We start from the raw sequence: 23,225 nt of genomic DNA, 5'->3' as shown, positions 1-23,225 counted from the left end.
AAGCACGCGACGTTGCTCGAACGCGGCCATTTTGTTTGCGTTGTCGGCGTGCATGCCGGCGAGTAATATCCACCGACGGCGTTTCGCAGGCACGCCGGGCCTGCCCGCCGAACAGTCCAACAACATTGAGAGCAAGGAGTACGAGGTGGATATTCTGCGCAGTCTCCTGGGTATGCTGTTCCTGCTGCTGGTGGCCTACCTGCTGTCGAACAACCGGCGCGCGGTGAGCGGCCGGACCATGGTCGCCGCGCTGTGCACGCAACTGGCGATCGGCGCGCTGGTGCTGTTCGTGCCGTCCGGCCGCACGGCGCTGGCGGCGGCCGCGAACGGCGTCAATCGCGTGCTCGACATGGGCAATCACGGCATCGCGTTCGTGTTCGGCGGGCTCGTCGACAGCAAGATGTTCCAGCTGTTCGGCGACGGCGGGTTCGTGTTCGGCCTGCGCGTGCTGCCGATGATCATCTTCGTGACCGCGCTGATCGCGGTGCTGTACTACATCGGCGTGATGAAGTGGATCGTCGCGATCCTCGGCGCCGCACTGGCGAAAGTGCTCGGCGTGAGCCGCATCGAGGCGTGCTCGGCCGTCGCGACGATCTTTCTCGGGCAGAGCGAGATGCCCGCGCTCGTGAAGCCGTTCGTGCGGAACATGACGAGCGCCGAGATCTTCACGGTGATGGCAAGCGGCATGGCGTCGGTCGCCGGCTCGGTGCTGGTCGGCTATGCCGGCCTCGGCGTGAAGATGGAATACCTGCTCGCCGCGTCGTTCATGGCGGTGCCCGGCGGCCTGCTGTTCGGCAAGCTGCTGTTTCCGACGGTCGAGCCGAGTCGCGTCGTGGTCGACGGGCTCGACTTCGACGACAAGCGCGCCGCCAACGTGATCGAGGCGGCGGCGTCGGGTGCGTCGGTCGGGCTGCGGATCGCGATCAACGTCGGTGCGATGCTGATCGCGTTCGTCGGGCTCATCGCGCTGATGAACCTCATCGTCAGCGGCGCGGCGGCGTTCGCGGGCTTTCCGCAGATCACGCTCGTGGGTATCATCGGCCACCTGTTCGCGCCGCTCGCGTGGATCATCGGCGTGCCGTGGCACGACGCGGCGCTGGCCGGCAACTTCATCGGCGAGAAGCTGATCTTCAACGAGTTCGTCGCGTATGGCGACCTGTCGCCGTACCTGAAGAGCGGCGAGCACGTCGCGGCGGCCGGCCTGCAGGTGCTCGACCCGAAGACGCTCGCGATCGTGTCGTTCGCGCTGTGCGGCTTCGCGAACTTCTCGTCGATCGCGATCCTCGCGGGCGGCTTCAGCGCGGTCGCGCCCGAGCGCCGCTCGGAAGTCGCGCGGCACGGCCTGCGCGCACTGACGGCCGCGACGCTGTCGAACCTGATGAGCGCGGCGATTGCGGGCCTGTTCTTTTCGCTTCATTGAACTTGCGCCTGAACCTGAACGATCGAGGAGAGGCAACGATGTTTTTACCGCAGGAATTCATTCGCCGGAAGCGCGACGGGCAGCCGCTCGATCGCGACGGGATCGCCGCGTTCGTGCGCGGCGTGACCGACGGCAGCGTGACCGAGGGTCAGGTGGCCGCGTTCGCGATGGCCGTGTTTTTCAACGACCTGAGCACCGACGAGCGCGTCGCGCTGACGCTCGCGCAGCGCGACTCGGGCGATGTGCTCGACTGGCGCGCGCTCGATCTCGGCGGGCCGGTGATCGACAAGCATTCGACCGGCGGCGTCGGCGATGTCGTGTCGCTGATGCTCGGGCCGATGGTGGCCGCGTGCGGCGGCTACGTGCCGATGATCTCGGGGCGCGGGCTCGGCCATACCGGCGGCACGCTCGACAAGCTGAGCGCGATTCCCGGCTACGACGTGACGCCCGATACGGACGCGTTTCGCCGCACGGTGCGCGAGGTCGGCGTCGCGATCATCGGGCAGACGGCGCGGCTGGCGCCGGCCGACATGCGCATCTACGCGATTCGCGACGTGACGGCGACCGTCGAATCGATCGCGATGATCACCGCGTCGATCCTGTCGAAGAAGCTCGCGGCCGGGCTCGACGGGCTCGTGATGGACGTGAAGGTCGGCTCCGGCGCATTCATGCCGACCGCCGAACAGTCGGCGGAACTGGCGCGCAGCATCGTCGACGTCGGCAACGGCGCCGGCATGAAGACGACCGCGATCCTCACCGACATGAACCAGTCGCTCGCGCCGTGCGCGGGCAATGCGCTCGAAGTGGCGTGCGCGATCGACTACCTGACGGGCAAATCGCGCCCGGCGCGCCTGCATGACGTCACGATGGCGCTGTCGGCGGAGTTGCTCGTCACCGGCGGGCTGGCGCGCGACGTCGAGGCGGCGCGCGTGAAGTTGCAGCACGCGCTCGATTCGGGGGCGGCTGCGGAACGCTTCGCGAAGATGGTCACGGCGCTCGGCGGCCCCGCGGACCTGATCGACGCACCCGCGCGTCATCTTGCGCGGGCGGAGGTGATCGTACCGGTTCCGTCGCGCGTGAGCGGCGTCGTGCAGCGGGTCGATTGCCGCGCGCTCGGGCTCGCGGTCGTCGCGCTCGGCGGCGGGCGCACGCGCGCGGCGGACGCGATCGACTACAGTGTCGGCCTGACGGCGCTCGCGGAGATCGGGCAGCATGTCGAAGCCGGCCAGCCGCTCGGCCATGTGCATGCTCGCGACGCAGCCGCCGCGGCGCACGCGGTGGATGCGATCCAGCGCAGCTACGTGCTGGGCGAGACGGGCGACGCGCCGCCGACCCTCTATCAGCGGATCGGCTGACCGATCGCACGGTGCGGATACCGGCGATCGCTTCACGCCACGGGCGTATCGTGACGGCCGGGATGCGGCCGCGCCGATGCTCCCCGGCACACAATCGGAGGCACGACGAGATGGAACGACACGAACTGATCGAAGCGGCGAAGGCGGCGCGCGAACGCGCGTACGCGCCGTATTCCCGCTTCAAGGTCGGCGCCGCGCTGCTGGCGCGCGACGGGACGGTTTTTCACGGCTGCAATGTCGAGAACGCGTCTTACGGACTCTGCAACTGCGCGGAACGCACGGCGATGTTTGCGGCCATCGCCGCCGGTTATCGTCCGGGGGATTTCACGCGGCTCGCGGTCGTGGGCGACACGGACGGCCCGATCGCGCCGTGCGGCGCTTGCCGCCAGGTGATCATCGAGATCGGCACGCCGGACATCGAAGTGATCCTGGCCAACCTGAACGGGGCCGTCAGCGTCACGACGGCCGACGCATTGCTGCCGGGCGCGTTCCGCTTGTAACGAACGGCGCGCGCGACGGCGCGCCGCTCACGTCACGCGCCGTCGCGCGCTTCGCGGATCGGGATCACCGTGCGCGCGCCGCACTGGCGCAGCAGGTCGCGCAACTCGTTGATGACCGGAAACACCTCGTGGTTCCAGTCGGCGCCCTGCCGGTCATGCGCTTCCTGCTCGCGCTCGACGATCCAGCGATCCTCGCGGAAGATGCGCTCGGTGAACCAGACGAGCAGCGGCCACGCGAGATCGAGCGCGAACGGTATGCCGGGCTTGTGGATCGACAGCAGTCCGAACGTGCGGTTGGTGCGCTGCTCGGCGTCGAGCGGGACATAGACGATCCACAGGTCCATCACGAGCGTGCCTTCGCTCGAGCGGATCTGCAGTGTCTGGTACGGATAACCGGTGCGCACCGTCATCACGCTCTTGTCCGCCTGCTCGCCCGGCTTCTTGCTCGCGCCGAACACGAGCGCCTCGCCGACCGGCTGCTTGCCTTCCATCCGCGCGAACGTGTAGTCCACCTCGACCCAGTCGTCGCCGCGGCGCCGGCCGACCGAGCGCGCACGCATCTGCCCCATCTGCTTGCGATGCAGGAACTGATGGTTCATGTCCATCAGGTTCTCGTGCATGAACGAGTAGTGGCACTTGACCTCGCGGCCGAAGCGGCGCGTCTTGAACGCGCGGTCGTCCGCCGATTCGAGCGCGGGGAACGGCCGCGAGTCGGCGAGCGTCGCGTCGCCCGGGAACACGAAGATCAGCCCGTGCGCTTCGCGGCACGGATAGGCGCGCACGCCGTTGGGCAGGCGCTCGCGGCCGAGGTACGGCACGTCGACGCAGCGGCCGCTGTCGCACGCGTAGGTCCAGCCGTGATAACAGCAGCGCAGCGTCTCGCCGCTCACGACGCCCGCGTGCAGCGGCACCTGGCGGTGCGCGCAACGATCCTCGAGCGCGTACACGGCGCCGGATTCGGTGCGCACGAGCACGATCGGATCGCCGGCGAAGCGCACGCCGAGTGTCTTGCCGCGTTTCAGCTCGCGCGACCACGCGAGCGGGTACCAGTAATCGGGATGAATCGGCACGCGGCGCAAGTCGCGCACGGCCGAGCCGGAAGAGGGTTCTCCAAGGGTGCCGCTGTCAGGGAAGGGCACTGCTCGCATGCGTGACGTCTCCGGGCTGGACTGGAATTCCGGGCGCCGCAAGATGCGGCGGGGATCTGGAGAAGTCTACGCGAAGTTGCCGGTCGCGGCGGACGCGATGCGGGTTTGCCCCGGCACGGCGCCCGCGGTTTCGTTGATGCAGCGCAAACCGGATCGCGGGCGGCTCGCGCCGACGGTGCGTGGCCGCACGGGCTTCGGCCGCGCGGCGGGCGTTACCCGGTCAACCCCGTCACCCCGTTACGCGGCCCGCGTGACCGCGTGACCGCGTGGCGGTCACGAGCGCGCATCGCGCCACAGCACCGCGTCGGTGCGGTACAGCGCCGGGAAGTACTGCTTCAGCCCGGCGATCTTCGGCATGTCGTTGTACGCGATGTACGGCGCGTCGGGGTGCAGCTCGAGGTAGTTCTGGTGGTAGGCCTCGGCCGGGTAGAACCCCTTGTAGTCCTCGACGCGCGTGACGACCGGCGCCGGAAACACGTGCGCGGTGCCGAGCTGCGCGATGTACGCGGTCGCGACCGCGCGTTGCTGCGCGGTGGTCGGGAAGATCGCCGAACGGTATTGCGACCCTTCGTCGGGGCCCTGCCGGTTGAGCTCGGTCGGATCGTGCGCGACCGAGAAGAACACCTGCAGAAGCCGGCCGTACGTGATCCGGGTCGGGTCGTAGACGATGCGAACCGATTCCGCGTGCCCGGTCAGCCCCGAGCCGACGAGCGCATAGTGCGCGGTTTCGGACGCACCGCCCGCATAGCCGGCCGTGACCTGCTTCACGCCCTTCACGTGCTCGAATACGCCCTGCACGCCCCAGAAGCAGCCGCCGGCGAACACGGCCGTCTCGTCGTGCGATGTGCCGGGCGTTTCGTCGAGCGTGGGCGCGGGTACGGTGCGCATCGCCTCGGCGGAGTTGACGATGCGCTGGTAGCCGAACACGGCGAGAGCCGCGACGGCGATGGCGCCGATGCGGCGCAGCATCGCCTTTCGCCGTTGCGGCGCGGAACCGCGGGGGGAGGTGGTGTTCACGGTGTGCTCCTTCGGAAGGCGGAATGGAAAGCGGGGCCCGGACGCGGCGCTGGTGCGCCGCCCCCGGCCGGGATCAGCCGAACGTGAACGCATAGGCATTCACGCCGGGATCGAGAAACTCGATCGAGAACGTGCGATCGGCGATCGCGCCGGGTTGCCGGACCAGCTGGTACAGGCGTTGCCCGGTCACGGTGCCGTAGCCTTGCGCATCGACGTCGCTGCCGTGCGCGGCGCCGGGGGCCGCGCCGTCGAGCGTCACGCGAAAGCGCACCGGCTTGCCGTCCTCGCCGGGGCCGAGCACCAGGTGCAGGTCGCGCGCATGGAAGCGGTAGACGATGCGGCCGGCGGGCGCCGCGAGCGTCGCGCGTTCGGCGCCGACCCGCCACATGCCGGCGAGGCCCCAGTCGTTCAGATCGGGACGGGCCGGCTCGGCATAGTGAAACGCCGCATCGCGCACCACGCCGCCGGGCGACACGAAATCCTCGGCGCGTGCGTAGCCGACGTAGGTCTCGGGCGAGCGGACGTCCGCGCTGTCGGCCGCCGCGAGCGCACCCTTCGCGGGCGCGCCGGCGAGCCCGAGCGGCACGTTCAGCGCTTCCGGATGGCCGGCCTCGGCGAGCAGCGACTGGATCGCGCGCTCCGATTCCGCGTACTCGCCTTCGCCGAAGTGGTGACGGCGCACGCGGCCCTGCGCGTCGACGAAGTAGTGCGCGGGCCAGTATTCGTTGTTGAATGCGCGCCAGATCGCGAAACGGTTGTCGATTGCCACCGGGAAGTCGATGCCGAGGTCGTGCACGGCCTTCTTCACGTTGCCGATGTCGCGTTCGAACGCGAATTCGGGTGCGTGCACACCGATCACGACGAGCCCGTACGGCGCGTACTTGCGCGCCCACGCGGTCGTGTACGGCAGCGTGCGCAGGCAGTTGATGCACGAATAGGTCCAGAAATCGACCAGCACCACCTTGCCGCGCAGGCCGGCCGCCGTCAGCGGCGGCGAGTTCAGCCACTGCACCGCGCCGTCGAGCGACGGCAGTGTGCCTTCGACGGGCAGCGCGGCCGGCGCGTGCGTCGCGTCCACCACGCGCATCATCGCGCCGCCGGCCTGCGCGGCATCGGCCGTCGCGGCCATCATCGCGCCGCTGGAACCGTTCGCGACACCGTTGGCCGAGCCGTCCGCCGCGCGTTCTGCCACGTTCTCCGCCGAACCGCCGGCCGTGGCCATCGCCGCCGGCGCGCCGCTCGCATGCCCGCCGAGCCGGTCGACGAGCTTCGTTTCGAGCCCGCCCGTCGTGACGGTCGACAGTTGTGCGAGCGCGCCCGTATCGAGGCCGAGCGCGATCGCACCGACGCCGGCCAGCAGCGCCGCGCCGATTCCGCGCTTGATCCATTCGCCGGCGCCGAGCGAGCGCTTCATCGCGGCGAACACCTTGCCGCCGATCACCAGCGCGACGCCGAGCGACGTCGCCGCGCCGGCCGCATACGCGACCAGCAGCAGCGTCGTGCCGACGCTTGCGCCGCGCAGCGCGGCGCCGGTCAGCACGAGCCCGAGGATCGGGCCCGCGCACGGCGCCCACAGCAGGCCGGTCGCGACGCCGAGCAGCAGCGACGACGCGGGGCCGGCCGGACGGCCGTCGCGTTGCGCGAAGCCGGTGAGGCGGTTGCCGGCGGCGACGAGCGGGCGCGTCAGGTGCTCCGCGAGACGCGGCATCAGCAGCGTCAGGCCGAACACCGCGAGCAGCACGATGGCGACCCAGCGGCCGGCCTGGTTGGCTTGTGCGACCCAGCCGCCGCCGACGGCCGCGAGCGTCGCGACGACGGCGAACGTGAGGGCCATGCCGGCCAGCAGCGGCAGGCCGGTGCGCACGAACGGCTGGTCGGCGCGCGCGAACACGAACGGCAGCACGGGCAGGATGCACGGGCTCAGGATCGTGAGCACGCCGCCGAGGTAGGCAAGGACGATGAGCAGCATGGTGCGTTCTCCAGTCGATCGGGCGTGGGGCCGGATCAGGCGGTGGCGGGGTGGAAGGCGAGGGCGAGGCCGTTCATGCAGTAGCGCAGGCCGGTCGGCGGCGGGCCGTCGTCGAACACGTGGCCGAGATGGCCGCCGCAGCGGCGGCAGTGCACTTCGGTGCGGATCATCCCGAACGACGCGTCGGTGTGGGTGGCGACCGCGTGGTCGAGCGGCTTCCAGAAGCTCGGCCAGCCCGTATGGCTGTCGAACTTGGTGGCCGACGAGAACAGCGCGAGGTCGCAGCCGGCGCACGCGAACGTGCCGTGCCGGTGCTCGTCGTTCAGCGGGCTGGTGTACGGGCGCTCGGTGCCGGCTTCGCGCAGGACCGTGTACTGGGCGGGCGTGAGCCGGCGATGCCATTCGGCGTCGCTGAGGGTGACTTCGAAAGGCGCGGCCGTCTGCGGGGTGGCCGGCGGCGCGGCGAACGCGCGGCCGACCAGCGCGCGGCGGCCGACGGACGACAGGGTCGCAAGCGCGGCGAGGCCGGTGGCGCCGGCGAACAGCAGATGTCTGCGGGTGGGCATGATGGGCTCCTGGCAGCAGGTCCTGAAAACATGCGCCCATCGTAGTCAGCGGCCGGTGTCGAAGTCCTCACGGAAAGTTAAATGAATCGTGAAGTCTGGCATGGCGTTGCATGCGGGCCGGGAGGTTCTTCGATCCGGGCCGTGCGACCGGAGGTGGCTTTGTCTCTGGCGGTGCCGAAGCTCAATTGCGAGCGCGCACTTTTAGCGCAGTGACAGGCGAGAGCCTCGACGGGCCGGTGGCTGAATTCTCTCCGCGGTGCGGAGAGAATTGGGGGAGCGCCCAGCAGGGTTCCGCCGTTGCCGAGATTCCGGTAACGTGGCCACTGCTGGCGCGCGCCCGGGCGGCGGCGGCCGTCAACGCAGAACTGACCCTACTTTATTGACAGGTTGGGTGTCGCATTCGGGATGATGTGCTGGGCGGTGAGCGCGCGGGCTACGGACAACAGATCCTCCCCGCGCTCGCCCGGCAACTGAGAGCCGAATACGGCCGGGGTTGGAGCGAGCAGCAATTGCGCCACTGCATCCGCGCGGCCGAGGTGTTTCCGGATGAACCAATTCTCTCCGCACTGCGGAGAGAATTGAGCTGGACCCATCTGAAGATGTTGATGTACGTCGACGACCCGCTCAAGCGTGACTTCTATATTGAACTCTGTCGCCTGGAGCGCTGGTCGTCGCGGCAGTTGCAGGAGCGGATGCAGTCGATGCTGTTCGAGCGCAGTGCACTATCGCGCCAACCCGACGAAGTGATCCGGCGCGAAGTGGCGCGCCTGCGTGACGCGCAGCAGATGACGCCCGATCTCGTGCTGAAAGATCCGTACATCCTCGACTTTCTTGGCCTCAATGATCACTACCTCGAGCGCGATCTCGAGGATGCGATCCTGCGCGAGATGGAACAGTTCCTACTGGAGCTCGGCGCGGGCTTCACGTTCGTTGCCCGCCAAAAGCGATTGCCAATCGACGATGACGACTTCTATCTTGATCTGCTGTTCTACAACCGCAAGCTCAAACGCCTTGTTGCCACCGAACTGAAGCTCGGATCCTTCAAGGCCGAGTACAAGAGTCAGATGGAGCTGTACTTGCGCTGGCTCGCGAAGCACGAGCAGGAGCCGGATGAAGCACCGCCGATCGGCATCATCTTGTGTGCGGGAAAGAAGCAAGAGCAGATCGAATTGCTTGAGCTTGGCAAAAGCGGCATTCACGTCGCTGAGTACCTCACGGTGCTGCCGCCACGCGAGACGTTGCAGGCGAAGCTGCACCAGTCGATCGCGGCGGCACGCGCACGGCTCGACGAAAAAAGGGAGTCGTGATGATGGGCGCCCCGGTGTCAAATATCGATGGGGTTCCCAACCAGGCCTTCCCGCGCCGGCCAATTCGGCACCGTCGACCGGCCGGCGCGTCGGCAAGTGGCTTGCGGCGAACGCATTCGAAGCGATCGCCCTATCGTTGACGCTATCTAGCGGACTCGCTCGCCTACATTGCAGCGTGACGCCTCGCGCCGATAGCGCGAAGAAAATGCAGACACGCGCAAGCTAACCCGTGAAGGTAGAGCCGCTGTACGACAGCACAACGACATCAAACATTGCGCGTGTGCTTGCGAACACCGATATTCCCCCAACCCCTGCAGAAAACGGGAGACACCGCTAGTGAGCGACGACATCCCGGATCTACCAACCCTGCTAGAGTTGTTCCACGATGAGGTTCGATATAAGACGCTTTATCACGACAGCACGATTGTCTTCTCAAACTCCGAATTCGCACAACGTTTGCACGGGCTGCCGGCACTGCACCGGCGCCGCGTGGGAGTGTACGCCCGGCGTCGCAAGGCCGAGACCAGTGACAACATAAATTCGCGACGAGCAACCTCATGACAAGTTCACATTGATCAACGGGTCCGGGCAAGAATCTGATTGGCCCTGTCTCGAGTACCGTCTATGCTTGTGTTACGTACGAGATGGCAGGCGTGCGAAGCAGAAACAATCACGATAGATCGGTTCGGCGGGGGATAACAATGATTCGCTTTGCGACAACGACTATTTGGATCGCCGCGTTGGGGGGAGGCTATGTTGCCGCCGCGCACGCGCAGGAGGACGTCACGCTTTACGCGGTCCATGATCGAGCAATTTTCGACGGGAAGTTTGGAAAGGTAGCTCGTGCACAAGCGGCCCTCGACGGCGTGGCGCATGGTTGCGGATCTCCAGGTCTTAAGGCAGACGGCGTGTTCGGTGTTGACTCCGCGCGAGTCGTGAAGGTCGTCGCGGCGTGCCCGCCATTGAAGAAGAAACTCCCCGACGGATCTCCCGCGTTCAAGGGGGAACTGACACTGGAACTGTGGAAGCAGTTGCTTCCGGACGTGCCTCCGCCTTCGGCCGATGAACGGGCGCAGTCGCTGGTCCTTACCTACGAGGCGACCGATTACGATCATCTCGAATGGAACTTCTGTCAGAGCAAGCCACTTTGGTCGTCTGCTCATCCAGAGAAAACATGCTTTAGCAACGATCGTTCAAGCTTCGTAACCTGGGGGCCGCGTGGCGCCACCGCCGGAGGCGGCCAGGAAGTGCAGTGGATAGTCGCGCGTGTCGATGCTAGCGCCCCCGCTCTTGTTGATCAGGCATTCGGCAGTGAGGCCGGCGCATTGCGCAAGCTCGTCCACTTGAACGGTGAGTCTGCACGCAGGTTTTTGTGCTCCGTTTTCGCGGATGATCAGCGACGAGCGGTATGGACGGACGGGTTTGCGCGTTTCGGTTCGTTCGCGGCTGTGCGCACGGCCTATCAGCAGCACTATGCTTCGCCCGTTAGCGACGCATCGAAAATGCGATCGTTTTTCGAGCTTTACCGGACGCTGGGTGTCGTGCCGACAGAGGTTGACTACGGTTTTTTCCTTGACCGGTCGACGCAGTCGTCACCGCCGGACGACTCCGGTGTCTCGGCTATGAAGATTCGCAAGCTTCTTTCCTCAAAGGGGCTACCGCTCACGCCCCCCAACGTGAGGCGAGCTTTCTCGCAGTTGTTCCCAACCTCGAATGTGGATGACGATCGGTTGGGGCGCGACGTTGCATTCTTTGTCGACGCGATATCCGAATCGGGATTGACTAAGAAGGAAGCGCGAGCTTGGAATAGGAAGTGGCGCATGCGGGCGAGCGACGTCGGATTGTCGGACGCCCGGCCGGCTCCATCATTGTCTACGGTGCCGAGCATTGATTCGCCGGGATTTGCCGAGGCCTTGTCTCCGCTGCCCTCGTGCCCCGAGTCGGTTATGCACCCAGTGCGCCCCCCGAAACCTGCCGCTTGACTGTGATTGCTGCGCTAAGCGGCGGCACTACTCGATTACAAGAACTCGAAATGACAGGGGACGTCATGAAACTCACTTACCTGGCAATATCGCTGCCCCTTGTTCTGGCCGCAGGCTGCTCAACCGTGCCCCGTAGTTTTCAACTGACAGCGAAGCCTTTGATGACGGCCAGCGAGGCGCTGGCGGAGCAGCGGCCAAAACCTGCCACCCCGGATGGAGCTTCGGAGGCCCTGGCGAGTGACAAAAGGGGGACGTCGAGCCAGTCGCTATCAAACTTTCAGGCTGTCAATTCGCTCGTCCAGGATTCCCAATCGAAATGTGCTGATTTCGTCAATTCGCTGTACTCGCAGATGGCGGGATCCGGGTTTGCATTCGATGTGCTGGGGACTATTTCGTCCACCCTGGCGACCGTGTTTACTCCGCTCACCGTCGTTCATTCCCTTACCGCTGGCAGCACCGTGTTCGGTGCGGCGAAGACTGGTATCAGCGCCAACTATTTGAACACCCTGTCTATTGCGCACGTCGCTCAGTCTATACAGTCGACTTATCAGGCTGACATCCAAAAATATATCGCGTATCTGAACGGGCTTGACCAGAATGGACGGGACCATCTCGACGTCTATGCCGAGCGAAGCATGATCCTTTCGTACCACAATGAATGTTCCCTTGCGTGGGCAGAAGGCACCATATCGGTTGCGTTGCAACCCTCGCAGTCAGGGCAGACTGCTACGTCAGGCAGTCAGTCGATCAGTGTGAAATACACGGTGCCGCAGGGTGGTCAATCCGTCGCCGCCGTCGCGGATAGCGTAGCATCCGCGGTCGCTGCGAGTAGCGATTTTAGGAAGGCCAACGTAACCGCATCGTCCAAAAATGGCGTCGTCTCGTTTGCAATGAAGAAGACATTTCCGCTGGATGCAACCGCGAGCCCGGGCAAGCCAAATACACAGGTCACCATGAGTAACGAGAGTTCTCCCATCACGTTGACGATCAGCGGAACGCCCGCACACGGTGACGTTATCACCATCACGGGAAACCCGACGTCGTCCGGTACCTCGACGTCAGGGGAGGCAAGCCGCAACGGCACGGAGGCAGAGGGCGGGGGTAGTGGCGGAGGGAAGCCAAATAACATCGGGGTCAACGTCAAACCTAGTGCTGCAGTGCTGCGCGTACCGGCGCTTCGTTGAGATGCGGGACCGCCAAGACGGTGGGATAAGGCTGGACATCTCCGGCGAAACCGCAGGGTCATGACTGACATACGGCTCTCGGTATGCGATCTGCTCGCTCGCAACTCCGGTCTATCTTCAGAATTCTCTAATCTGAAATGACACCCGCTGCCCGCTAAGATAGGGCTTATTATCGTGACGCACGGGTTTGTATCATCGCTTGGAACGCATCACGTCCGCCTTCTAGTGTCTTTTAAGTGTTCTGACTGGGGTAAGGAACTTTTCGTTTGAGGGGCCGCAGTGGAAAGCCTTGCGGGTATTGGCTGACGGCACAGCCACGATCCAGAGTTAAATAAATCGTGAAGTCTGGGGTGTTTGGTTGGGGGGCGCTGGAATCCGGACTTTGGCTTGCCGATCGAACCGTACCGGGATACGCGAGATGTCTGACCGAGGTCGCGAATCACACCGGGATGAGCAATCCCGGCTTGATCACCGCAGCCGATCCGGTGACGAAGTCGCCCTACAGTCACCACCGATTCATGATGGGGTATACCGGGATGCGGAAGGGACGTAACGGGTGCAGACCATGGTCTGCACCCGTTTTCATTTTCCGTTGACCTTCCCGTATCTTCCCGGCCACTGACCAGGCTGATCGGGAGCGTGGAAACATGCACTTCCCATCTTCTTGTCATCGTTGAAAATCATTCAATCGCGAAGCCAATTATCAAGATCGACCGGGGGCAACAAAATACAACATCGCACCCTCGTACAGGCATGAGCCATGCATTTCGACCACGCCACCATCGTTACCGATGACATCGACGGTACCCGTTGCTTTTTCGATGAGGTTGTCGGTCTCGATACCGGGCCCCGACCGCCGTTCAGCGTGGACGGCTATTGGTTGTATCTCGATCGTCACCCGATGATTCACGTTACGCGCGCGACGCTTCCTGCACAGAAAGGTCGTAGCACACCGCGTATCGATCATATTGCGCTGCGCATCGACGCGCGTCGCGAATGGGAGACGTTGATCGAGCGGCTGACCACCAGGCGGATCGACTACACATTGAGCGACGTGCCGTTGTCCAACGAGCGACAGCTGTTCGTGTCTATTGCTCCGGGCGTTTGCGTCGAGTTCGTGACGGCACTCGCAACCAATGATCAAGGCGATATCAAGAATGCTTGAATCGGTATGTCGGACTGTGACGCACAGATCGAAGGCCGGCGTAACGTGACAGAGGCGGTGCATGCAGAGGGAGGGGGCGCATCTTTTTACAGCTCTGGCATGCAGGCAGGATGTCGCCCCCGGCTTTCCGCGATGGTGCGTTGCCGGTCGCGCCATCGGCGGTGGTGTTCGAAGGACAGATTATTAACGGAGGAAACGGGCGATGAAACTCAATGATCAAAGGGTGTTGGTGGTTGGCGGAAGCTCCGGGATAGGTGAAGCGACCGCACGTGCATTTGCGGAGGCCGGAGCGACAGTGACGATTGCATCGCGCGATGCGGCCAGGCTGGCGGCGAGCAAAGACAGGATCGGTTTTGGCGTGAGCACCGGCGTGATGGACATTACCGACGACGCGAGCGTACGTGCATTTCTCGATTCGGCGGGCGAATTCGACCACGTTGTCGTATCGGCCGCCCAGACAGCCACGGGGCCGGTGCGTGGTCTGGAGCTTGACGACGCCTATGCGGCGATGGACAGCAAGTTCTGGGGAGCGTATCGCATCGCACGGGCCGTCCGCATTCGGCAAGGTGGTTCCCTGACGTTTGTGTCGGGCTTTCTGAGTGTGCGGCCGAGCAAGAATTCGGTCTTGCAAGGCGCGATCAACGCAGCGCTTGAATCGTTGGCGAGAGGACTTGCGCTTGAACTTGCTCCGGTGCGTGTCAACACGGTATCTCCGGGCCTGATTGCGACACCTCTCTGGTCGAAGATCGATGCGGAAGCACGCGACCGAATGTACGAAGGCGCGGCGGCGCGATTGCCGGCCGGTCGAGTTGGACAACCCGAGGACGTCGCGAACGCCGTGCTCTACCTTGCGTCGACCCCTTATGCGACGGGTTCGACGGTGCTGGTAGACGGTGGTGGCGCGATCGCGTAGTACGCTGCGTCTGGACGCGTGCCGGTGAACCCAAAACATCATCGGACCTGACGGGCCGCGCCGTTGCGCGTGATCTTCCTTTACGGCCACTTGCTGGTATCGCGCGTCCGCGATTTAGCGGAACTCCTTCGTGAATCGCTCACGTCCGTCCGGAGTTGGGGCGAAGGGGAGTGTCCGCCTCATGAGCAGCCGTTCCGTCTACGCCACGGGCGTGTTCAGGATGTCGTCAACGCTGTCGAATACGCGGACGGCGGGACGGCTCCGACATGCGTACCGAATCGTCGCCTGGCGTTTCCAGGCCAGACGAACGAATCGTTTGCAACATCGCTTCTTCAAAACGTTCCATGGCGGGTGTAAAGGTCCTGCCGCGGCGCCAGCGCAACGCAGCGATGCGCGTCAGACCGTCGTCCGAGATAGTTGTCGTTTCAATTCGCGAGCCGGCCTGCACTGCCAGCGGGCTCGCGATTGTTGCGTAGTCGGCATGCTCGACGAGCCGTATCAGCGAATCGACATTGGCGGCCTCTACGCGAACGTTCAGCGCAATGTTTGCACTCGCGCATGCGGCGTCGATTTGCCCGCGCATGGCGAACGTCCGATTCAGCAGCGCGAGCGGCTGGGGCGCAACTTCCTGCAGGCTGACGGTCTTTCCGGCTTTGCGACGCTTGGATCGCCGGACGAGCGCCAGCCGTTCCGTGAACAACGTTCTCTGCTCGATGTCCGCATTCGACAAGTGAGAGAACGACACGCCGATATCCAGTTCAGTTTCGATCAGCCCTTGATCGATCGCCGCGGCCGGGAGTTCGTGAACGGACACTCGCAGCTGAGAATGCCGGGCGAGTAGCGTCGATATCGTCGGTATCACGAGCGATCTTGCGTAGGTGTCGATCGCACCAATGCGCAACGTGCCATGAACTTCGAGCGAGCGGTTCCGGACATTGGCAAGCGTCACGTCGAGTTTTTCCAGGATCGGCTCGACTTCCGCGAACAGGTCCGCACCCGCTTGAGTGAGCAGAATGCCGCGACCCACCCGATCGAACAACGTCACGCCGAGCAGATCCGCGAGCTCACGGAGGTGCTGCGAGAGTGCCGATTGAGTCAAATGCAGTCGGGCTGCCCCGCGGGTCACACTGCCCGAGCGTGCGACCGCAATGAAGCTGCGCAGCAGGCGAAGATCGATGGCTGAATACATAACAGGGGCTAATGAATTGATGCGCGAAACATTAATTTACATCAGGTGATCCGAATCCTAACCTCTCACCCACGCATTTTTTCAACAGAGGTGAAGACATGCCGCACCTGATCATCGAATCCACGCCCGGGATTGCGCGACTGATCGATTTCCGCTCCTTGACGAGCACGTTGCACGAACGGCTCGCGGCACAAGGGCATGCTTTGCTATCCGAATTGAAGAGCCGCACCTATACGGCCGAGCAGTTCTTGTCCGGAGATGATCCGACAAACGAATTCGTCGTCGTCAGGCTGCTGCTGACGAAGCCCAGGAGCGAGCCGGTACTGCACGAAATGGGGAGACTGATTCACGACGTCGTGCGAGACGACGTCGAGCGTATCCAGCCGGCGTTCGGATGGCAGTGCTGCGTACTCGTCTGCGATTTCAGCGGCGCGCCGTACATCAAGACCGTTCGTGACGGGACCCACGCCGAGACGGGTGCTTCTGCATGACGTGGCACGTATCAACAACAATTCATGGAGACTGAAATGGACATCATGCGCAGCATCGGGTGTGAGACGCCCGACGAACGGAAAGCAATCCCGGCAGACTCGTCGCCCGCGGATCTCGACGCACTATATCGACGCATCGGTTGGAAACTGATGCCGTTGCTTCTGGTGGCTCAGGTTCTTGCGTATCTCGACCGGGTTAACGTCGGGGCCGCGAAACTGCAGATGGCAGGTGATCTTGGATTGAGCGACACCGTCTACGGTATCGGCGCGGGGATATTCTTCGTCGGCTATTTCTTGTTCGAGGTACCGAGCAACCTCATGCTGCATCGTGTGGGCGCGCGCGTGTGGATTGCCCGCATCATGGTGACCTGGGGTATCGTTTCGGCCGCCGCGGCGTGGGTACATTCTCCCGCCACTTTCTATCTGCAGCGGTTGATCCTTGGCGTAGCGGAGGCCGGATTTTTCCCCGGCATCGTGCTGTATCTGACCTACTGGTTTCCTGCTCACCGGCGCGGCCGGATGACGACGCTGTTCATGAGCGCGACGGCGGTCGCAGGCATTGTCGGCAACATGCTGTCGGGTTGGATCATGACGAATCTCGACGGATTCGCGGCGCTGTCCGGATGGCAATGGACGTTTGTAATCGAAGGCTTGCCGACGGTCGTCGTGGGTCTCGCCGTGCATTATCTGCTGCCGAGCCGCCCGAACGATGCCCGCTGGCTGTCGCCGGAAGAGGCGGATGCGGTGTTGCGAGGCCTCGATGTCAATGCAGGTCGTGCCGAGGAGACGCAGCGCGCATCCAGGTTGTCGGCGTCGGAGATGGTGTTGCTGACGACGATCTATTTCCTGCTTCTCGTCGGTCTGTACGGAATCGGCTTTTGGCTTCCGACGCTCGTGAAGGACACGGGTCTGACGAAACTGTCATGGATCGGCGTTTGCAGTGCGATTCCGTATTTGATTGCGGTGCTGGCGATGAATGTCGGAGCACGTAGCGCGGACCGTGCGGGTAACTGGGCGGCCTATGTCGTAGGCGGCGCCGGTGTGGCATCGGTTGGTTTCATTTTGAGCGCATCGTTCAGTGGCACTCTGCCGGCCGTGATCGCGGGGCTTTCACTCGCCGCTGCTGGCACGCTGACCGCATTGCCTCTGTTCTGGCATCTGCCGACCATGCGATTGACCGGCACGGCCGCGGCAGCGGGGATCGCGACGATCAATTGTTTCGGAAACCTTGCGGGCTTCGCCGGACCGATCGCGTTCGGGTGGTTGAAAGACCGTCATCACGACGCGATCGGGCCGACCATGTTGCTGGCACTGAGTGCCTTGGCGGCTGCGTTACTCACCGCGATTTATCGGCGGGTGGCGAGGCATTGAAGAGACGCATGCCGAGTTTGCCTGACCTGTCTCGGTGGGATCCGAATTTTTTGGTCTGGATTGAAAGTCTATTCATTTCAAGGCCCATTTTCAAAATATGGGCGTTTGCCGAAAATTAATCCCACGCGCACGGTTTGGCGCGACATTCAATTTCTGTTCATTCGTCATCATGCACCGCAACGCGGTGACATAGACGCGCTTGTGCGTCATGTGGAGCTTATCTATGGCAATTCAGGTCGATCAAACGGATCGTGATTCAGTCAATCGGGCGCCGGATCAGCCGACGCGCCGTTCCTTCCTGACCAAAGCCGGTGTCGGCGCGGGTGCTTTCGCCGTCGGTGCGATGCTTCAAACGGCACAGGTCGGCGCGCAAACGAGTCATTCCCAATCGAACGCGGTCGCTGCGCCCGGGCGGGGAGAATTCTGGCCTGACGGCGCGCGGCTGGTCATTTCAATCTCGATGCAGTTCGAGGCGGGCGGGCAGCCCCCGAAGGGGGCCGACAATCCGTTCCCGAAGGTCGATTTCCCGGCGAGTGTCCCCGCCGATCTGGCCGCCGAAGCGTGGTTTGCGTATGGATACCGCGAAGGGATTCCCCGGATGCTGGATCTCTGGGATCGCCACGACGTGAAGGTGACGGCTCATATGATCGGCGAGGCAGCGAAGCGGCATCCGGAGATTGCTCGGGAGATCGTGGCGCGTGGCCATGAAGCGTCGGGCCACGGGCCGACGTGGAACTCGCAGTACGCGATGTCGCGGCCACAGGAACGCGAGTTCCTGATCCAGGCGCGATCGATGGTGGAAGAGGTGACTGGTCAACGCCCGATCGGCTATAACGCGAACTGGCTGCGACGCGGCCCGAACACACTGTCGTTGCTGCAGGAGCTCGGCTACGTGTATCACATCGACGATACGAGCCGTGATGAGCCGTTCATTGAAAAGGTCAACGGCAAGGATTTCGTTGTGGTTCCGTACACACTGCGCAATAACGACATCCTGTTGGTCGAGGGCCGGAATTACTCTCCGGAAAAATTCCTCGAACAGATCAAGTTCGATTTCGATCAGCTGTACGAAGAGGCTGGATCGCGTCGACGCATGATGTCGATCAGCGCGCATGACCGTATCAGCGGAACGCCGCAGATGACACGTGCATGGGACGCGTTTCTGCGTTATGCGAAGAGCCATCTCGGCGTTGCGTTCATGCGCAAGGACGACATTGCACGGTTCGTACTGAAAAGCCCGATTACGGTACGCGAAAGCGAGACGATCTAGGGTATTGCCCGAGCGGCTTCGCACTGATGCGATCGCGCAGTACGTATTCCCGCCTGAACATTCAAAGCTGCATCATTTCCGGATTCATTTCATTTTTTTCGAGCACACCGCAAAAGAGCCTGACATGAAAACCAGCACCGTCGTTTCCGTCGTTTCCCGCATCGCGTTGGCCGCCGCCACAGCTGCTGCCGCATTGCCGGCCGTTTCCGCCACCGACGACAATCTCGTGCAACCGAAAACGCTGATTGTCGACAAGAGTCTGTCGAAGCATCAGGCCGAGCAACAGATCCGTGCGGCACGCCTTTACGATACCTTCTGGAGCACGGGTGACGAGGCCCAGGCCCGCGAGGCGCTGGCGGCCGATTTCACCGACCGCACGTTGCCCGCCGGCCGGCCGCAGGGCATCGCGGGGCCACTCGCGGCATCGAAGGGTTTCCATGGCGCCGTGCCGGACGTTCACGCCGACGTTGAACAGATGATCGTCGCAGGCGACCGCGTCATCACCCATCTGCACTTCACCGGTCACTTCACGGGCAGCTTCAACGGCGTGCAGGGAAAGGGGCAGGCGGTCGACTTCATCGCGACGGACATCTATCGCGTTCGCGACGGCAAGATCACCGACAACTGGCATCTCGAGGACAATCTGACGTTCCTCCAGCAACTCGGCGTGGTCGCCAGGTAAACGGGCATGAGGCCGATCCCGCCGGTCGGCCTTTCCTGATTCGATCTGCATCGCGTTACCATGCCGGGGCCCGCGCGGGGCATCGCGCGGCACAACCCATCATTATTTTCGCGTGACGCGATCATGGACAATCTCGGTGATATTCGCCTCTTCGTTGAAACGGCAAGCCAAGGCAGTCTTTCGGCTGCCGGCAGAAAGCTCGGCCTCTCTCCCGCCGCGGCGAGCGCCCGGCTCGTGAAGCTCGAGGGAGAACTCCATACTCAGCTGTTCGAGCGGTCGACCCGCAAGCTGCGCCTCACCGACGAAGGTCGCCTGTACCTCGTACATTGCCAGCATGCGCTGCAAACCCTGGAAGATGCGCGCGCTGCATTGCAGGCCGGACGGGCGTCGGTGAGTGGGGCGTTGCGCGTGTCGGCTACCTCCGATTTCGGACGCACCGTGCTACGTCGATGGCTCGACGAATTCAACGAACGCCACCCGAACGTCACGCTGACGCTCGTCCTGTCCGACTCGCTGTCACATTTGCTGCAGGACGACATCGATCTCGCGATCCGCTTCGGCGTGCCGGCCGACAGTTCGATGGTCGCCAAGCGCATGGCCGACAATCGCCGTGCACTATGTGCGTCGCCCGACTACATTGCCGCGCACGGTATGCCGAACCATCCCGACGATTTGCGCGAACATCGGTTCATCGTACTTTCTTCGGCAGCGGGCGCGGCGAACAACTGGCGTTTCGCGCGCGATGGCGAGACAGCATTGTTCACGGCACCGCTCGACAGTTCACGTCAAACGAACGACGGTTCGCTTGCCCGCGAATGGGCGATAGAGGGTCGCGGCGTGGCCATGAAGTCGATCTGGGACATCGGCGCAGATCTGCAGGCCGGGCGGCTGAAGCTGCTCCTGCCGGAGTGGCGTTGCCCGGACGTGCCAGTGAACGCACTCTTTCAACGCACGCTTTATATGGCACCGCGCGTGCGCACATTGCTCGACTTCCTCGAAAAGCAGTTCTCCGAAGCTTCAGAAGCGTTGGCGCCGTTTCTGCGATAGCTCGCCTTTATCGGCGGCTATCGGTTTGACCTGTATCCGCGCAGATAACGTTGCAAACGTTCGCGACTATATCGCGGACTGGATCGCCGAGACCTACGTGGAGTCAGGTGCGGCAGGCGTCAGAACGTAAGGTATGTAGGCAATCGGTTGTTGCTTGTCGTTCGGGCCGACCGGCGTTTCATGTGGATGCTTGCGAGCTGTTCGGCGGGCAACGCGGTTTGAACCGAACGGATTGTCCGCCGCAGTCGCCGGCCAGTTCGAATCCGGCTTGGAGACGGTTTCAAAAAAGAGGCGTGGCTTCGGTTAACTCTTCCGGCAGGCTGTTAGCCTGAGCCTTCGTGACGGCTGGACGAGTGGTATGTGTCGCGTACGCGACAAGTGGACCGTCAAGCCGTGGGATGAAATGTCACCCCCATGCCGTCGTCCCGTCAGTTGACCCGCGCTGACTCTCGCGACATGCTGATCATGGTGATCGCTGTAGGGCGCACGCGTCGCGGGTGGGATCGCCGCAAGTGCGCCAGGAACGCAGATAAGGCTTGAGACGAGGTGGCACCCACATGTCGCCCGATGCCCGTGCCTGGCAATCGGGATACCGCCATCCGTCAACGAAGAATCGCCTTCCTCGATGACATTGGGTGAGGACACGACACGTGATCACCCTTGCGAGCGACATAGCGGCCGTCGAAGCGCATTGTCGTTGAGCCAGTTTCGACTTTGCCGCCGTGGCCAGCACCGTCACTCACACGGATAAGATTCTTCATTCAGCATCTTCCGGCTTAATAACTGGCTGAGGCGGAGCTATTCCAACGCCATTCGCCCTTAGCCGGTTTTTCCTCACCCATCCTATCGTTGGCTCGCCCTTCTTGGCGCCCAAATATATTACCCGAGTGAACCCATTGTAGTTGGAATATGCATCAACCTGCTCGCTCGGCAAAATATAGACTCCTTGCATTTTGCATGAATAATCCGGAGCAGAATAGAACTGGAGCCGCCCATGTCCGACTATCACCCTACCAGCTCTATCACCCGTTATAAAATCACCTTCCTGGGAGGTACTGGCGTTCAGTTTTTCACAGTCGACGGCCGAAAGCGCAAGAGGACAATGCCCAGCAAGAGCAAATATTGCCACACCAATCAAGGTCGATCTCTTGACAATCCAATTAACGGTCATATCAAGCTTCACTTTAGATCGCATAGGGTTAGGTTGTGCGGCTCGATTATCCTACCAATTAGCTTCTTGCTGTAAATTGAGTCTGTCGCGTAGTGACCATCAAGGCCTCTCGTAAATCCAAATGGAGCAAGAATGTGGCCTTGACTGCCTGTATGCGCGAGCTCATCATCCATCTCAACGCCATCGTCCGTCACCATCTGAATGCTCAAAATCAACCGTGCACAGGTCGACATTCAACACGGTTACTCAGGTCGCGGTTTCCACCTTCCCAATGACTTCTTCGGCCGGGCCGAGCCTCCGTGCACTGACTACAACGCTTCGAGAACAGTCGCGATCCCTTGTCCGCCACCGATACACTGCGTGGCAAGCGCGTAACGACCATTGACACGGCGCAGTAGCGTCGCCGCCTTGGCCGTGATCCGTGCGCCTGTTGCGCCGAGCGGATGGCCAAGCGCGATTGCTCCGCCGTCGATATTGGTTCGATCGGGATGGATGCCGAGCTCGCGCATGCATGCGATCGCTTGCGAGGCAAAGGCTTCGTTGATTTCGATCACATCCATGTCCTCGATGCGCAAGCCGGCACGCGCAAGTGCCTTGCGGGTCGCGTGTACCGGCCCCATCCCCATGATTTCGGGTTCAAGGCCCGCAATTGCAGTCGACCGTACGCGGGCGAGCATGTCGAGCCCATGCTGTCGCGCGAATGCTTCCGACGTGACGAGTACGGCAACGGCACCATCCGTCAAAGGCGAGGCGGTACCCGCCGTGACGGTACCGCCTTCCCCGAACGCAGGTTTCAGCGCAGCGAGCCCTTCGAGCGAAGTCTGCGGACGCAGACAAAGATCGCGATCGACCACGGTGCCGTCGGGCGTGATAACCGGCACGAGCTCATCGTCCAGACGACCTTCGGCTTGCGCACGCGAAGCCTTGCGCTGAGACTCGACGGCGAACGCGTCTTGTTGCTCACGCGAAATAGCCCAGCGTGCCGCCACGTTTTCGGCAGTGATGCCCATTGGCGTGTACGCCTGGGTCGGAACGTCTGCATCGGGATGTTCTCTCGACGCGAAACGCGGATTAGGAGACGCCGACAAGCCGCCTTGCGGCACCATCGTCATGCTTTCGACACCGGCCGCGATGAACGCTTCGCCGGCACCGATGGCTATCTGTCCGGCCGCCATGTGGATGGCATACATCGACGAGCCGCAAAAGCGATTGACCGTCGCGGCACCGATTTGAACGGGCAGTCCCGCGAGCAGCGATGCGATACGTGCGACGTTGTCGCCCTGAGCGCCCTCGGGATAGGCGCACCCCATCAGTACATCCTCGATCAGGTGCGGATCGATTCCGCTGCGTCGGACCAGTTCGGCAAGTGCGACGGCGGCGAGATCATCCGGCCGCGTTGCGTGAAAGGGTCCCTTGCGTGCAAATGCGAAAGGCGTGCGCACATAACCAGCGATGACGGTACGATTCATTTCACCATT

At 63.0% G+C, this 23,225-nt stretch carries 20 protein-coding genes and 3 pseudogenes; 15 read left to right on the top strand and 8 right to left on the bottom strand.

Annotated features, from left to right (window positions below):
* Positions 1–145 precede the first annotated feature (145 nt).
* From E9536_RS28170 to E9536_RS28160, 3 genes are all read left to right on the top strand, one after another.
* A complete protein-coding gene (locus E9536_RS28170; RefSeq protein ID WP_059685942.1) occupies positions 146–1,420 on the top strand; it encodes a NupC/NupG family nucleoside CNT transporter in 1,275 nt (424 codons plus the stop codon).
* A gap of 38 nt (positions 1,421–1,458) precedes the next feature.
* The gene (deoA, locus tag E9536_RS28165) at positions 1,459–2,775 is read left to right on the top strand and encodes a thymidine phosphorylase (RefSeq protein WP_136471437.1); all 1,317 of its coding nucleotides are present in this window, start codon (positions 1,459–1,461) and stop codon (positions 2,773–2,775) included.
* 110 nt (positions 2,776–2,885) lie between these two features.
* A complete protein-coding gene (locus E9536_RS28160; RefSeq protein ID WP_059685736.1) occupies positions 2,886–3,275 on the top strand; it encodes a cytidine deaminase in 390 nt (129 codons plus the stop codon).
* Between the two features lie 32 nt (positions 3,276–3,307).
* Here the strand turns inward: E9536_RS28160 and E9536_RS28155 are convergent, their stop codons facing one another.
* Entirely contained in the window at positions 3,308–4,423 is a 1,116-nt protein-coding gene (locus tag E9536_RS28155; protein ID WP_027792251.1) for an aromatic ring-hydroxylating dioxygenase subunit alpha, read from the bottom strand.
* Here E9536_RS28155 and E9536_RS28150 point away from each other — a divergent pair.
* A complete protein-coding gene (locus E9536_RS28150) occupies positions 4,422–4,685 on the top strand; it encodes a hypothetical protein (RefSeq protein WP_136471435.1) in 264 nt (87 codons plus the stop codon). The two genes, E9536_RS28155 and E9536_RS28150, sit on opposite strands and share 2 nt — an antisense overlap.
* Positions 4,686–4,696: 11 nt before the next feature.
* Here E9536_RS28150 and msrA read toward each other — a convergent pair whose 3' ends face one another.
* From msrA to msrB, 3 genes are all read right to left on the bottom strand, one after another.
* Positions 4,697–5,440 carry a peptide-methionine (S)-S-oxide reductase MsrA gene (msrA, locus tag E9536_RS28145; protein WP_091925624.1) on the bottom strand — a complete coding sequence of 248 codons (744 nt, stop codon included), beginning with the start codon at positions 5,438–5,440 and terminating at the stop codon, positions 4,697–4,699.
* A gap of 73 nt (positions 5,441–5,513) precedes the next feature.
* Positions 5,514–7,409 carry a cytochrome c biogenesis protein DipZ gene (locus E9536_RS28140; protein WP_136471433.1) on the bottom strand — a complete coding sequence of 632 codons (1,896 nt, stop codon included), beginning with the start codon at positions 7,407–7,409 and terminating at the stop codon, positions 5,514–5,516.
* A 35-nt stretch (positions 7,410–7,444) separates the two neighbouring features.
* A complete protein-coding gene (gene msrB, locus E9536_RS28135) occupies positions 7,445–7,975 on the bottom strand; it encodes a peptide-methionine (R)-S-oxide reductase MsrB (protein ID WP_027792254.1) in 531 nt (176 codons plus the stop codon).
* Positions 7,976–8,280: 305 nt separating this feature from the next.
* Between msrB and E9536_RS28130 the strand changes: the two are divergent.
* The 6 genes and pseudogenes from E9536_RS28130 (at position 8,281) to E9536_RS28105 (ending at position 14,526) form a co-directional block, all read left to right on the top strand.
* A pseudogene (locus tag E9536_RS28130) lies at positions 8,281–9,282 on the top strand (PDDEXK nuclease domain-containing protein).
* Positions 9,283–9,983: 701 nt separating this feature from the next.
* Positions 9,984–11,264: a hypothetical protein gene (locus E9536_RS28125; RefSeq protein WP_060349106.1), complete on the top strand. Its 1,281-nt coding sequence runs from the start codon at positions 9,984–9,986 to the stop codon at positions 11,262–11,264.
* A gap of 65 nt (positions 11,265–11,329) precedes the next feature.
* A complete protein-coding gene (locus tag E9536_RS28120) occupies positions 11,330–12,448 on the top strand; it encodes a hypothetical protein (RefSeq protein WP_136471429.1) in 1,119 nt (372 codons plus the stop codon).
* Between the two features lie 760 nt (positions 12,449–13,208).
* The gene (locus E9536_RS28115) at positions 13,209–13,613 is read left to right on the top strand and encodes an extradiol dioxygenase (RefSeq protein WP_124839696.1); all 405 of its coding nucleotides are present in this window, start codon (positions 13,209–13,211) and stop codon (positions 13,611–13,613) included.
* 24 nt (positions 13,614–13,637) lie between these two features.
* A pseudogene (locus tag E9536_RS28110) lies at positions 13,638–13,777 on the top strand (alkene reductase); the annotation flags it as partial.
* 38 nt (positions 13,778–13,815) lie between these two features.
* Complete coding sequence (locus E9536_RS28105; RefSeq protein WP_136471427.1) at positions 13,816–14,526, top strand: SDR family oxidoreductase; 711 nt, start codon at positions 13,816–13,818, stop codon at positions 14,524–14,526.
* A 226-nt stretch (positions 14,527–14,752) separates the two neighbouring features.
* On the opposite strand, the gene E9536_RS28100 is transcribed toward E9536_RS28105, so the two are convergent.
* A complete protein-coding gene (locus E9536_RS28100; protein WP_124533603.1) occupies positions 14,753–15,715 on the bottom strand; it encodes a LysR substrate-binding domain-containing protein in 963 nt (320 codons plus the stop codon).
* A 98-nt stretch (positions 15,716–15,813) separates the two neighbouring features.
* Here E9536_RS28100 and E9536_RS28095 point away from each other — a divergent pair, with 98 nt between their 5' ends.
* From E9536_RS28095 to E9536_RS28075, 5 genes are all read left to right on the top strand, one after another.
* The gene (locus E9536_RS28095; protein WP_124533601.1) at positions 15,814–16,206 is read left to right on the top strand and encodes a hypothetical protein; all 393 of its coding nucleotides are present in this window, start codon (positions 15,814–15,816) and stop codon (positions 16,204–16,206) included.
* A gap of 36 nt (positions 16,207–16,242) precedes the next feature.
* Positions 16,243–17,577: an MFS transporter gene (locus E9536_RS28090; RefSeq protein ID WP_247873519.1), complete on the top strand. Its 1,335-nt coding sequence runs from the start codon at positions 16,243–16,245 to the stop codon at positions 17,575–17,577.
* 223 nt (positions 17,578–17,800) lie between these two features.
* Complete coding sequence (locus tag E9536_RS28085; RefSeq protein ID WP_136471425.1) at positions 17,801–18,847, top strand: polysaccharide deacetylase family protein; 1,047 nt, start codon at positions 17,801–17,803, stop codon at positions 18,845–18,847.
* Between the two features lie 124 nt (positions 18,848–18,971).
* Positions 18,972–19,529 (top strand): ester cyclase, encoded by a 558-nt coding sequence (locus E9536_RS28080; RefSeq protein ID WP_060198252.1) that lies wholly within the window; start codon positions 18,972–18,974, stop codon positions 19,527–19,529.
* 123 nt (positions 19,530–19,652) lie between these two features.
* A complete protein-coding gene (locus E9536_RS28075) occupies positions 19,653–20,576 on the top strand; it encodes a LysR family transcriptional regulator (protein ID WP_060319095.1) in 924 nt (307 codons plus the stop codon).
* Positions 20,577–21,104: 528 nt separating this feature from the next.
* On the opposite strand, the pseudogene E9536_RS28070 reads toward E9536_RS28075, so the two are convergent.
* The 3 genes and pseudogenes from E9536_RS28070 to E9536_RS28055 form a co-directional block, all read right to left on the bottom strand.
* Positions 21,105–21,337 (bottom strand): annotated as a pseudogene (locus E9536_RS28070) (PAAR domain-containing protein); the annotation flags it as partial.
* A complete protein-coding gene (locus E9536_RS28065) occupies positions 21,334–21,759 on the bottom strand; it encodes a hypothetical protein (RefSeq protein ID WP_136471423.1) in 426 nt (141 codons plus the stop codon). The pseudogene E9536_RS28070 and the gene E9536_RS28065, both read right to left, overlap by 4 nt.
* Positions 21,760–22,055: 296 nt before the next feature.
* Positions 22,056–23,216 (bottom strand): thiolase family protein, encoded by a 1,161-nt coding sequence (locus E9536_RS28055; RefSeq protein WP_060172753.1) that lies wholly within the window; start codon positions 23,214–23,216, stop codon positions 22,056–22,058.
* Between the last annotated feature and the right edge of the window lie 9 nt (positions 23,217–23,225).

Origin of the sequence: Burkholderia sp. LS-044 (genome assembly GCF_004803625.1) — a bacterium.
Taxonomy (GTDB): Bacteria; Pseudomonadota; Gammaproteobacteria; order Burkholderiales; family Burkholderiaceae; genus Burkholderia; species Burkholderia cepacia.
Note: the sequence above shows the minus strand (reverse complement) of the source record. Positions and strands in the feature narration are given on the sequence as shown.